We start from the raw sequence: 12500 nt of genomic DNA, 5'->3' as shown, positions 1-12500 counted from the left end.
GCCGTGCTGCGGCTCGCGCTCTTCGACCTCGACGACACCCTCTTCGCCCATGCCCGCGCTGTGCGGGAGGGGATCGTCGCGTACGCCGCCTCGCTCGGCGCCGCCTACGCCGGCGAGCCGGCCGACGTGCAGCGCCGCTGGCACCTGCTCGAGGAGGAGCACTACCACCGCTACCTCGCGGGCGAGCTCGACTACGAGGGCCAGCGCCGGGCGCGCGCCACGGACTTCGCCGCGGAGGCCGGAGTCGGGCTGACTCCCGAGGAGGCGAGCTCCTGGTTCCGCGGGTACCTCGAGCACTACGTCGCCGCCTGGACCCTCCACGTCGACGCGCTGCCCGTCCTCGACCGGCTCGGCGCCGCCGGGGTCCGTCTCGGCGTCATCACCAACGGCGTGCTCGACTTCCAGCGGGGGAAGATCGAGGGCACGGGCCTCTCCGGTCGCTTCGAGCACGTGATCGCCTCGGGCGATGTCGGCGTCGCCAAGCCGGACGCGCGGATCTTCGCGATCGCCTGCGAGCGGTTCGGGGTCTCTCCGGAGGAGGCCCTCTACGTCGGCGACCGGCTCGGCACCGACGCCGTCGGAGCGGCCGCTGCGGGCCTGCGCGGCGTCTGGCTCGACCGCATCGGCGGTCCCGAGCACGGCCGCGAGCTGCCGCCCGAAGCGGTCGAGCTGGGCGTGCTCCGGATCGCTTCCCTGGACGAGCTGGACGCGCAGCTGGGGCTGTCGGCGGACTGAGGCCTCACCCGGGTCGGGTCTCGATAAGCCGCCTGCAGCGACTACTCGACAAGCATGCAGGTCCGAATTGCCGGGTCTCGATGAGCCGGCTGCGGCGACCACTCGACGAGCACGGTTCTCCCCGGAATCACGCCGTTGCGACCCACTGCGCCGTCGTCGGAACGACGAAGCGCCCCACCCGACCCGAGGGTCGGACAGGGCGCTTCACCGTGAACGGACGCACATCATCCGCTCGCCGCACGAGGCGAACGGGGAGAACGCGTGTCAGCGTTGTCCCCTAACCGGACGGAACCCGCTCCCCGAGACGCGACCACCTCGATGAGCCGACCGCGCCGCGGCAGGCAGGGACTGCCGCGCAGGAGGCTACTGCACGTCCTCGTCGATCCAGTCGAAGGTCTTGGTGACGGCCTTCTTCCAGAGGCGGTACTGGCGGGCCGCCTCGTCCTGGTCCATCTGCGGGGTCCAGCGCGAGTCCTCCTGCCAGTTCTGGCGCAGGTCGTCGAGGTTCTCCCAGAAGCCGACCGCGAGTCCGGCCGCGTAGGCCGCTCCGAGCGCGGTGGTCTCCGCGACGACCGGTCGGACGACCGGGACGCCGAGGATGTCGGCCTGGAACTGCATGAGCAGGTTGTTGGCGATCATTCCGCCGTCGACCTTGAGCTCCTGCAGGGGGACGCCGGAGTCGGCGTTGACCGCGTCCAGGACCTCGCGGGTCTGGAAGGCGGTCGCCTCCAGCGCGGCGCGGGCGATGTGGCCCTTGTTGACGTAGCGGGTGAGGCCGACGAGGGCTCCGCGGGCGTCGGAGCGCCAGTAGGGGGCGAACAGACCCGAGAAGGCGGGGACGAAGTACGCGCCTCCGTTGTCCTCGACCGTGGCTGCCAGCGCCTCGACCTCGGGGGCCGAGCCGATGAGGCCCAGGTTGTCGCGCAGCCACTGGATCAGCGAGCCGGAGACCGCGATCGAGCCCTCGAGCGCGTAGTGCACCTCGCCGTCGCCGAGCTTGTAGCCGATGGTGGTGAGCAGACCGTTCTTCGAGTGGACGATCTCGGTGCCCGTGTTGAAGATCAGGAAGTTGCCGGTGCCGTAGGTGTTCTTCGCCTCGCCCGGGTCGAACGCCGCCTGGCCGAAGGTCGCGGCCTGCTGGTCGCCGAGGATGCCGGCGATCGGGACCTCGCGCAGCAGCGACGACGACTCGACGTGGCCGTAGACCTCGGAGGAGGAGCAGACCTCGGGGAGCATCGACTTCGGGACCCCGAAGGCCTCGAGGATGTCGTCGCGCCACTCGAGGGTCTCGAGGTCGAGGAACAGGGTGCGGGAGGCGTTGGTGACGTCGGTCTTGTGGACGCCCCCGTCGATGCCGCCGGTCAGGTTCCAGAGGACCCAGGTGTCCGTCGTGCCGAAGATCAGGTCGCCCGCCTCGGCCTTCTCGCGAGCACCCTCGACGTTCTCGAGGATCCAGACGATCTTGGTGCCGGAGAAGTAGGTCGCGAGCGGGAGGCCCACGATCGACTTGAAGCGGTCCGCGCCCTCGTCGCCGGCGAGGCGGTCGACGATCGACTGGGTGCGGGTGTCCTGCCAGACGATGGCGTTGTAGACGGGCTTGCCGGTCGTCCTGTCCCAGACGACAGCGGTCTCGCGCTGGTTGGTGATGCCGACGGAGGCGATGTCGTGGCGGGTCAGGTCGGCGCGGGAGAGAGCCTGGCCGATCACCTCGCGGACGTTGTTCCAGATCTCGATCGGGTCGTGCTCGACCCAGCCGGCGCGCGGGAAGATCTGCTCGTGCTCCTTCTGGCCGGTGGAGACGATCGATCCCTTCTTGTCGAAGATGATCGCGCGGGACGACGTGGTCCCCTGGTCGATAGCGATGACGTAGTCAGCCATGAATGATTACTCCTTCGTAACGGGGGTGAAAGGAAGCGCGGCGGTCTAGAGGACCGGGAGCAGCACGAGCGAGGCGAGGCCCGCGAGCACTCCACCGACGATCGGGCCGGCGACGGGCACCCAGGCGTAGCTCCAGTCGCTCGAGCCCTTGCCCTTGATCGGCAGCAGAGCGTGCGCGATGCGGGGGCCGAGGTCGCGGGCGGGGTTGATGGCGTAGCCGGTCGGGCCGCCGAGGGAGGCGCCGATCGCGATCACCAGGATGGCGACGGGCAGCGCGCCGAGCGCGGCCAGACCGCCGTCGCCCTGACGTCCGCCGCCGAAGCCGATGACGACGAAGACGAGGACGAAGGTGCCGATGACCTCGGTGACGAAGTTCCAGCCGTACGAGCGGATCGCCGGGCCGGTCGAGAAGACGCCGAGCTTGTTCGCCGCGTCGGGCTCCTCGTCGAAGTGCTGCTTGTAGGCGAGCCAGCAGAAGACGGCACCGAGGATCGCACCGATCATCTGAGCGAGGATGTAGACGAGGATCGAGACGATGTTGACGGGCACGCCGGAACCGAACTCGGTCGCTCCGCTCGCGACGAGGCCCAGGGTGACCGCGGGGTTGAGGTGCGCCCCCGAGTTGTACGAGACGATCACACCGGCGAAGACCGCGAAGCCCCAGCCGATGTTGACCATGAGGGTTCCGCCGTTGAGACCCTTGCTCTTCACGAGCGCGACGTTGGCGACGACACCGCAGCCGAGGAGCACGAGCATGGCCGTTCCCACGACTTCGGCGAGGAAGACCACTCCGAGATTGTCCACGTTGACCTTTTCCTTTTCGTAAGACGGACGCGCACAGGCGTCCGCGGCGGGCTTCGATGCCCGACGGTGTGAAGTTATCGGCGCCCTGTCCTAGCGACAAGGAACGGCGCGTGCACGTTTGTGCGTTGTCACGACGGAAGCCCCGGTCGAGGTGGTCCTCGGTCCGGGGCTTCCGTCGATCCGCGCCTGATCGCCGATCAGGAAGCGGGCACGGCCGTCGGGGTCTGCACCGAGGTGCCCCCGACGTCGACGCCGTTGTACTCCTTGAGGTGCGCGATGGTCGCGTCGACCTCCGACGCGCGGGCGGCGTCGTCCCAGCCCAGCACGGCGCCCGTGTGCTCGGCGAGCTCCTCGAGGAGCTCGCGGCTCAGGCCGCCCGTGAAGGCGTGGTTGGTGCGGCGCATCACCAGGTCGATGAGGTGCACCACGCTCTCGCGCCGGGCGAGGTAGCGGATCTCACCGGTGGTGAAGTCCTTGTCGAAGTCGAGCGCCTCGTCGTGTCCGTCGGCCAGGGCCTCGATGACCTCCTGCGCGCGGGTGCCGTAGCGCTCGAGCAGCTGGCCCGTGCGGGCCGAGGAGAGCCCGGAGCGGTGCTGGCTGATCCACTGCGCGCGGGACGCGTCGGTGCGCGGGAAGCCCTTGCCGCCTCCGATGGGGGTCTTCACGGTGGAGACGCGACGGGACACGCCGATCCGCTTGAAGACCTCGTTCGAGAGGTGCTCCGACAGGGCGCGGAACGTCGTCCACTTGCCGCCGACCAGGCTGAGCACGGGCGAGCCGTTGCCGGGGAGCGTCGAGGGCTCGATGCGGTAGTCGCGGGAGACGAAGCCCGGGGCCTCGTCGTCGTGGCGGGGCAGCGGGCGGATGCCGGAGAACTTGAAGACGATCTGCGAGCGGTCCACGCGGATGGCCGGGAAGACGTGGTTGACGAGCTCGAAGAAGTAGTCGATCTCCTCCTCCGTGCACACCGCCGGCTTCGTGGGGTCGGCGTCGATGTCGGTCGTGCCGACCATCACGCGGCCCTTGAGCGGGTAGATGAGGACGATGCGTCCGTCGCTGTGCTCGAAGAACATCTCGCGACCCTCGCAGGCCTCGACCAGCTCGGGGTTGTCGAGCACGATGTGCGAGCCCTTGGTGCCGCCCATGAATTTCGTGGACGTGCCGAGGGCCGTGTTGGTGAAGTCGGTCCACGGTCCGGAGACGTTGACGACGACGTCCGCCGCGAAGGTGAACTCCTCGCCGGACTCGCGGTCGCGGAGGACGACGCCCTTCTCGTCGGCGCCGACGGCCTCGACGTAGTTGGCCGCGCGGGCCTTCCTGCCGCCGATCAGCGCGTCGTGGAGCACGTCGAGCGCGAGGCGCTCGGGCTCGTGCACGGAGGCGTCGAAGTAGGTGGCGGTGTACTTGATCTTCGGGTCGAGCTTGGGGAGCTCGCTCAGCGAGCGCTTGCGTCCGTGGAACTGGTGGCGCGGGACCGTGCCGCCGTCGCGGGAGAAGAAGTCGTACATCGTGAGGCCGACCTTGATCAGCAGCGCGCCGCGCTCCTGGGGCTTGCCCGACTTGTGGGTCAGGAAGCGCAGCGGAGCCGCGAGGATGCCCGAGAACGTCGAGTAGATCGGGATCGTCGTCTGCAGCGGCTTCACGTAATGGGGAGCGATCTTCAGCAGGCCGTTGCGCTCGTGCACGCCCTCGTTGACGAGTCGGAACTCGCCGTTCTCGAGGTAGCGGATGCCGCCGTGGATCATGTGGCTCGAGGCGCTCGAGGCACCGGAGACGTAGTCGCCGCGCTCGACGAGGGCGACGTCGACGCCGTTGAGCGCGAGCTCGCGGAAGGTCCCGATGCCGTTGATGCCACCGCCGATGACCAGGACCGTGGCGCGGGGGTTGTCGCGGAGAGCAGCGACGCTCTCGCGCAGAGCGGAGTTTCCGGGAGTTCCGTCGGACTGTGCCACTTCGTACTCGCCTTCGTGTCGTAGGGGTGTCGTCGAGGCCTCCGCACCAGCGTGCACCGGGGAGATGACCGATTGATTTCGCGGAGGAATACAGCCATCCTTGACCCGACAACACATCCGGTCAAGACGGGTGGAAATCCGTGCAGGGAGCGCTATGACCCCGGTGAGACCGGTCGTCGAACTCGACGAGACGACCCACGCGACCCATCCCGACAAGACGCGGGACGCGCTGCGTGCGGCCCAGCTGTACTACATGCAGGATCTGACGATGGACGCGATCGCGCACGAGCTGCACACGTCGCGCTCCTCCGTCTCGCGCCTGCTCTCGCACGCCCGCGCGACCGGCCTGGTCGACATCCAGATCCGCTCCCCCCTCGACCGGGCGAGCGCCCTCTCGGCCGAGGTGCGGTCCCACTTCGACATCACGGCGCACATCGTGCCGGTGCCGGACCACACCAGCGAGATCGACCGGCTCGAGCGGGTCGCCCTGTCCGCAGCGAGGATCCTCGGGCAGTTCATCGACTCGAACATGATCGTCGGCATCGCCTGGGGCTCCACGATGAGCGCGATCAGCCGCCACCTGATCGCCAAGGAGACGCACAACACGCAGATCGTGCAGCTGAACGGCGCCGGCAACACCGAGACCACGGGCATCAACTACTCGAGCGAGATCCTCCGCCGCTTCGGTGACGCCTACGCGGCGAAGGTCCAGCAGTTCCCGGTGCCGGCGTTCTTCGACGACCCGACCACCAAGCAGGCGGTGTGGCGCGAGCGCTCCACCCGACGGGTCCTGGAGCTGCAGCAGCGGATGGACGTGGCGCTGTTCGGGCTCGGGTCGCCGTTCGCGGCGGTCCCCTCGAAGGTCTACATCGGCGGCTACCTGGAGCCGAGCGACTTCACCTCGCTCAGCGGCTCCGGGGTCGTCGGCGACGTCGCGACGGTGTTCTACCGGTCCGACGGCAGCTGGGACGACATCCCCATGAACGAACGTGCAAGCGGTCCGGACCTCTCCACGGTGCGCCGCGCGTCGCGCCGGATCTGCGTCGTGTCGGGCGCCTCGAAGCTGCCGGGCCTGCGCGGCGCCCTGGCGGCCGGCCTCATCACCGACCTCATCCTCGACGAGGGAACGGCCCGCGCCCTCATCTCGGACTGACGCCTCCCGCCCCCTCCGCGGGACGCCGCTCGGGTACGCGGCACGCCGACACAGGCGCACCGGAGCGGCGTCTCGCGGGAGCGGTCAGGATTCGCGGGCGTGCGCGTCGAGGAACTCGTAGACCTCGGCGTCGTCGATGCCGGGGAAGGTGCCTGACGGCAGCGGTGCGAGCACGTGCGCGTGCAGGCGCGCGCTCGGCCAGGCGTTGCCGTCCCAGCGCGCGGCGAGCTCCGACGGGGCGCGCCGGCAGCAGGACTCGTCGGGGCAGCGGGAGAGCTCGCGGCGGTCGGTGTCGCGGCCTCGGAAGAAGCGGGCCTCGGCGAACGGGACGCCCACGGTGATCGAGAACTCCTCGGTGGCGGTCGTGCCGGTCTGCGACGCCGACCAGAAGGTGCCCGCCGGAGTGTCGACGTACTGGTAGTACTCCGTCGTCCGGTTGGTCCGGGTGAACGCAGAGCGCGCCGACCAGTAGCGGCAGACGACCTGGCCCTCGACGGCGCCGGTGACGTCGGTCGGCAGCGGCAGCCCGTCGTTCTCGTAGGCCTTCTGGATCGAGCCGTCTCCCAGCACTCGCAGGAAGTGCATCCGGATGTCGAGGTGCGAGGTGAGCAGGTTCGTGAAGCGCAGGGCGGCGGCCTCGTGGGTGACGCCGAAGCCGTCGCGGAAGTCCTCCACCGAGATGTCCCGCTCGCGCTTCGCCTCCTGGAGGAACGCGACCGCCGGCTCCAGCGGCATCAGGCACGCGGCGGCGAAGTAGTTGATCTCGAGGCGCTGGCGGAGGAAGTCGGCGTAGGTCACCGGCCGCTCGTGCCCGAGGAGGCGGTGCGCCATCGCCTGCAGCGCCAGCGCCCGCAGGCCGTGCCCCCCGGGGATCGAGGCGGGCGGGAGGTAGATCCTGCCGTTCGCGAGGTCGATCACCGAGCGGGCGGAGTGCGGCAGGTCGCCGACGTGGATGATCTCGAAGCCGAGGTGCCGGGCCATCTTCGAGACGGAGCTGTGGGTCAGTGCTCCTCCGCGGTGCCCGACGGTCCGGAGCATCTCGCCCGCCACCTCCTCGATCTCGGGCAGGTAGGAGCTGCGCTCGCGCAGCTGGAGCCGCTGGGCGGTGTTGGCCCGGCGTGCCTCCTCCGGCGTGGCACTCGCCTCGCTCCGGCGACGGGCGAGCTCGCGGTAGACGCCGAGGAACGCCTCCAGCACGGGCGTGCTCAGCCCCTTGTTGACCTTGAACTCGGGCAGGCCGAGCGAGCGGTACAGCGAGCCCTTCTGCACGCGCGCCAGCTCGATCTCGAGCGCGGCCCGCTCGCTCGGCGGCTCGTCCGAGAGCAGCGCCGCCAGCTCGACGCCGAGCGCGGCCGCGAGGCGCTGCAGGAGGGAGAGGCGCGGCTCGCGGCGGCCCGTCTCGATCAGCGAGAGCTGGCTCCCCGACACGTCGACGCGCTCGGCGAGCTGCCCGAGGGTCAGTCCGCGCCGGGTGCGGAAGTGGCGCAGGCGCTGCCCGAGCAGCACGGCGTCGGAGCCCGGGGCGGGTGTCGAGGGATCGGTCACGGCGAGCTCCAGCGGTCGGTTGTGACGGAAGCGCAAAAAGGCGGTTTCTTGACCGCCCGAGCGCCGGGAATACCTCCTGATCCTCCTCCATCCTGGCTTCAGGCGCCACTGAGCGCCCCTCCCGGCCCGGCCGGCCTCTTCCCGGCTGCGGCCGGCGACTCCCCACCCCCGTCGACGACGACCACCGAAAGCGGAGCCAGCATGAGCATCTACAGCAACACCGTCCGACTCGAGCCGAGCACCATGACCGGGCCGACGTCCGTCCCCGCGCCCGTCGTGCCGCCGGCGCCCCTCGCCCTCCGCCGCTGGGTGCGCGAGACCGCCGCGATCCTCCAGCCCGACGCGATCGAGTGGAGCGACGGCTCCCCCGCGGAGTGGTACCGCCTGACCGAGCGGCTCGTCGCCTCCGGCACGCTCCTCCCGCTCAATCCGGAGTGGCGGCCCGGCTCGTTCCTGGCCCGCACCGACCCGGACGACGTCGCCCGGGTCGAGGACCGCACCTTCATCTGCACGACCGATGAGGCCGACGCGGGACCGACCAACAACTGGCGCGAGCCCGCCGCGATGAGGGCCGAGCTCGCTCCCCTCCTCGACGGAGCGATGCGCGGACGGACGATGTACGTCGTCCCGTTCTCGATGGGGCCCGTCGGCGGTCCGCTCTCGCAGCTGGGCGTCCAGGTCACCGACTCGGCCTACGCGGTGCTGAACCTGCGGATCATGGCGCGCGTGGGCTCCGAGCCGCTCGCCGCCTTCACCGAGGAGACCCCGTTCGTCCGCGGCGTGCACACCGTGGGGCTGCCCCTCCGCGACGCGGACGGCGTCACCCGCGAGGACGTCGCCTGGCCGTGCAGCCCCGTGAAGTACATCACCCAGTTCCCGGAGACGCGCGAGATCGTCTCGTACGGCTCCGGCTACGGCGGCAACGCCCTGCTGGCGAAGAAGTGCTTCGCCCTGCGGATCGCCTCGGCGATGGGGCGCGAGGAGGGCTGGCTCGCCGAGCACATGCTGCTGATCCGCATCGTCTCGCCTGAGGGACGGCGCTACCACGTCGCCGCCGCCTTCCCGAGCGCGTGCGGCAAGACCAACCTCGCGATGATGCAGCCCGCGATCCCCGGCTGGCGGGTCGAGACGCTGGGCGACGACATCACCTGGATGCGCCGCGGGGAGGATGGACGCCTCTGGGCGATGAACCCCGAGACGGGCTTCTTCGGCGTCGCTCCCGGCACCGGGGAGAGCTCGAACCCGAACGCCGTGCAGACGCTCTGGGGCAACACGATCTTCACCAACGTCGCGCTCCGCGAGGACGGCGACGTGTGGTGGGAGGGCCTGACCGACGAGGTCCCGGAGCGGCTGACCGACTGGCGCGGGCAGCCGTGGACGCCGGCGTCCGGCACGCCCGCCGCGCACCCCAACTCCCGCTTCACCGCGCCGGCCGCGCAGTGCCCGTCGCTCTCCGCCGACTGGGACGCCCACGAGGGCGTGCCGCTGGACGCGATCGTCTTCGGTGGCCGACGGGCGAGCAACGTCCCGCTGGTCACGCAGGCCACCTCGTGGCAGCACGGCGTCTTCCTGGGTGCGACCGTCGCCTCCGAGAAGACCGCGGCCGCGGAGGGCACGGTCGGGGAGCTGCGCCGCGATCCGTTCGCGATGCTCCCCTTCTGCGGATACAACATGGCCGACTACTTCGCGCACTGGCTCGCGATCGGCGCTGAGCTCGGCGATGCGGCGCCGGCCGTGTTCCAGGTCAACTGGTTCCGGAAGGACGCGGACGGCGAGTTCCTCTGGCCCGGCTTCGGCGAGAACGCGCGGGTGCTGCAGTGGCTCGTCCGCCGCCTGGAGGGGCTGGCGGAGGCGCGGCGGAGCCCCCTCGGCGACCTGCCGCTCGCGATCGACACGCACGGGCTGCTGCTCTCCGCGGCCCAGAAGGAGGAGCTGTTCTCCGTCCCGGTCGAGGCATGGCTGGAGGAGTGCGCGCTCACGGAGGAGTTCTTCACGCGGTTCGGCGACCGGCTGCCGCCCGAGCTGACCGCCGAGCTCCAGGCCCTGCGGCTCCGGCTCCTCGCCGAGAAGCTGCCGCTGGCGGCCTGATCCCCCTGACCGAGCCGGCTCCGGCCGGACACCCTTGTGGCCCGCGGGCGGATCATCCCCCTTTCCTCGCACCCCCGCGGGTCCACTCCCCCCTTCCGCTCCCACGACGACGGGCACCATGACCGACCGCATCACGCTCCGCTTCCTCGCCTCCCCGCAGGACGCCACCGCCGACGGCCGCAGCGCCCAGGCCGGCCGCGTCCTCGAGTGGATCGACAAGGCCGGCTACGCCTGCGCCGTGGGCTGGAGCGGCGGCTACTGCGTGACGGCGTACGTCGGCAACGTCCACTTCACCCGGCCCATCTCGGTCGGCAACCTGATCGAGGCGACCGCCCGCGTCATCCACACCGGGCGCACGAGCATGCACGTACTGGTGCAGGTCGCGCAGGCGGATCCGCGGACCGGCCTCTACGAGGACGCCACGCACTGCCTCCTCGTGTTCGTGGCCGTCGACGACGAGAAGAGGCCGCGGTCGGTCCCGGAGTGGCGGCCCCGCTCGATCGAGGACCTGTCCCTCGCCGAGGGCGCCGCCGCGCGCATCGAGGGCCGCCGACGGCTGCACGACGTGATGCGCGCCCAGGAGTACACCGAGGAGGGCACCGGTCCGCGGATCGTGTTCCGCTTCCTCGCGGCGCCGGGCGACGTCAACTGGGGCGGCAACGCCCACGGCGGGATCGTGATGCGCTGGATCGACGAGGCAGCCGACGCGGTCGCGCAGCGCTGGACCGGCCGCGACGCGGTGGCCGTCTACTCCGGCGGGATCCACTTCTACCGTCCGGTGCGCATCGGGCACCTCGTCGAGGTGGAGGCGCGCCTCATCCACACGAGCGCCCGGAGCATGCACCTGGCGGTGCACGTGCGCTCCGGGGACCCTCGGACCGGCGAGCTGGAGCTGACCACGCAGTGCCGGAGCGTCTTCGTGGTGCGGGGCGCCGACGGGGCGGCCGAGCCGGTCCCGCCTCTCGAGCTGCGGACCGAGGAGGACCGGCGTCTGGACGCCCATGCGCGCGAGCTGATCCTCCTGCGCGCGGCGCTGCCGCCGCTCCCGCTCGCGGGGACGGCCGGCGCTAGGGTCGGAGCGTGAAGCTGCCGATCCTCGTCCTCAACGGCCCGAACCTGAACCTGCTCGGCACCCGCGAGCCCGAGCTCTACGGCTCGGACACCCTCGCCGACGCCGAGGCGCTGGCGGCGGAGGCGGCCGAGCGGCACGGCTTCACGGTCGAGACCTTCCAGAGCAGCTCGGAGGGCGCGATCGTCGACCGGCTGCACGCGGCTCGCGGCTCCGTCTCGGGAGTCGTGCTCAACGCCGGGGCGTACACGCACACGTCGATCGCGATCCGCGACGCCGTCCTCGCGACCGAGCTGCCGATGGTCGAGGTGCACGTGAGCAACGTGCACCGGCGCGAGCCGTTCCGGCAGCACTCCTACCTCTCGGACGTCGCGATCGCCGTGATCGTCGGCGCGGGCATCGCCGGCTACGGCTACGCGGTGGACGTGCTCGCGCGAGCGGCGGAGAAGCGATGAGCGGGCTCGGACGCTCCTTCGGCAGCGCGGTCGACGCCTACGACCGCGGGCGGCCCGGCTACCCCGACGACGCCGTCGACTGGATCGTGGGGCACGCCCCCGCGCGAGTGGCGGGCGCCTTCGTCCCGGAGCGGGCCCGCGCGGCGGGAGCCGACGCCTCCGATCGGCTGCGCGCCGTGGACCTCGGCGCGGGAACGGGCAAGTTCACCGCGTCGCTCGCGTCCCGCGGCCTCGACGTGACCGCGGTCGAGCCCGACGCGGAGATGCTCGCGCGTCTCGCCTCGAATCTGCCGGGGGTCCGCCGCGAGGAGGGGACGGCCGAGGCGATCCCCGCCGCGGACGCCTCCGCGGAGCTCGTCACCGCCGCGCAGTCGTGGCACTGGGTCGACGCCGAGCGCGCCGGAGCCGAAGTCGCCCGCGTCCTGGTGCCGGAGGGCGTGCTCGCGCTGGTGTGGAACATCCGCGACGAGTCGGTCCCCTGGGTGCGCCGGCTCGGCGAGGTCGCCGGAGCCTCCACCGCCGAGCGCTTCGAGACGCTCCGGCCGCCGCTCGGCTCCGCTCTCGAGCGGGTGGCGTTCGCGGCCTTCGAGTGGTCCTTCGAGCTGGACCGAGCCGGGGTGCGGGACATGTTCGCGTCCCGCAGCTCCGTCATCGCGATGCCCGACGAGGAGCGCGCCGCGGTCCTCGCGGCGGTCGACGCCGTGGTGGACGAGGAGTCGGGCGGGAGCGGGACCGTCGCGATGCCGTACTCGACGCGCGTGACGATCGCGCGCCACTCCTCCTCCGCCTGACTCCGCGCCGCGCGCCGCGGACCGCCCCGC

At 71.2% G+C, this 12500-nt stretch carries 10 protein-coding genes; 6 read left to right on the top strand and 4 right to left on the bottom strand.

Annotation, left to right across the window (positions count from 1 at the left end):
- Positions 1 to 3 precede the first annotated feature (3 nt).
- Positions 4 to 735, top strand: coding sequence for an HAD family hydrolase (locus C5C59_RS04725; RefSeq protein ID WP_104238314.1), 732 nt, complete (start codon positions 4 to 6; stop codon positions 733 to 735).
- Positions 736 to 1098: 363 nt separating this feature from the next.
- Here C5C59_RS04725 and glpK read toward each other — a convergent pair whose 3' ends face one another.
- The 3 genes from glpK to C5C59_RS04710 form a co-directional block, all read right to left on the bottom strand.
- A complete protein-coding gene (gene glpK, locus C5C59_RS04720; RefSeq protein WP_104226427.1) occupies positions 1099 to 2613 on the bottom strand; it encodes a glycerol kinase GlpK in 1515 nt (504 codons plus the stop codon).
- A gap of 45 nt (positions 2614 to 2658) precedes the next feature.
- Positions 2659 to 3369 carry an MIP/aquaporin family protein gene (locus tag C5C59_RS04715; protein WP_374952909.1) on the bottom strand — a complete coding sequence of 237 codons (711 nt, stop codon included), beginning with the start codon at positions 3367 to 3369 and terminating at the stop codon, positions 2659 to 2661.
- A gap of 245 nt (positions 3370 to 3614) precedes the next feature.
- A complete protein-coding gene (locus C5C59_RS04710) occupies positions 3615 to 5369 on the bottom strand; it encodes a glycerol-3-phosphate dehydrogenase/oxidase (RefSeq protein WP_258062582.1) in 1755 nt (584 codons plus the stop codon).
- A gap of 154 nt (positions 5370 to 5523) precedes the next feature.
- Between C5C59_RS04710 and C5C59_RS04705 the strand changes: the two genes are divergently transcribed.
- Positions 5524 to 6522: a sugar-binding transcriptional regulator gene (locus C5C59_RS04705; RefSeq protein ID WP_104223198.1), complete on the top strand. Its 999-nt coding sequence runs from the start codon at positions 5524 to 5526 to the stop codon at positions 6520 to 6522.
- 84 nt (positions 6523 to 6606) lie between these two features.
- On the opposite strand, the gene C5C59_RS04700 is transcribed toward C5C59_RS04705, so the two are convergent.
- Positions 6607 to 8067, bottom strand: a complete 1461-nt coding sequence (locus tag C5C59_RS04700) for a helix-turn-helix domain-containing protein (RefSeq protein WP_104223199.1) — start codon at positions 8065 to 8067, stop codon at positions 6607 to 6609.
- A 201-nt stretch (positions 8068 to 8268) separates the two neighbouring features.
- Here C5C59_RS04700 and C5C59_RS04695 point away from each other — a divergent pair, with 201 nt between their 5' ends.
- From C5C59_RS04695 to C5C59_RS04680, 4 genes are all read left to right on the top strand, one after another.
- Positions 8269 to 10155: a phosphoenolpyruvate carboxykinase (GTP) gene (locus C5C59_RS04695; protein WP_374953881.1), complete on the top strand. Its 1887-nt coding sequence runs from the start codon at positions 8269 to 8271 to the stop codon at positions 10153 to 10155.
- Positions 10156 to 10273: 118 nt separating this feature from the next.
- A complete protein-coding gene (locus tag C5C59_RS04690; RefSeq protein ID WP_104238316.1) occupies positions 10274 to 11239 on the top strand; it encodes an acyl-CoA thioesterase in 966 nt (321 codons plus the stop codon).
- Entirely contained in the window at positions 11236 to 11679 is a 444-nt protein-coding gene (gene aroQ, locus C5C59_RS04685) for a type II 3-dehydroquinate dehydratase (RefSeq protein WP_104238317.1), read from the top strand. Before C5C59_RS04690 ends, aroQ begins: the two co-directional genes overlap by 4 nt.
- Positions 11676 to 12470 (top strand): class I SAM-dependent methyltransferase, encoded by a 795-nt coding sequence (locus C5C59_RS04680; RefSeq protein ID WP_104238318.1) that lies wholly within the window; start codon positions 11676 to 11678, stop codon positions 12468 to 12470. The genes aroQ and C5C59_RS04680 overlap by 4 nt, the downstream gene beginning before the upstream one ends.
- Positions 12471 to 12500: the final 30 nt, after the last annotated feature.

Source organism: Rathayibacter sp. AY1F4 (assembly GCF_002931775.1).
Classification (GTDB): Bacteria; Actinomycetota; Actinomycetes; order Actinomycetales; family Microbacteriaceae; genus Rathayibacter.
Note: the sequence above shows the minus strand (reverse complement) of the source record. Positions and strands in the feature narration are given on the sequence as shown.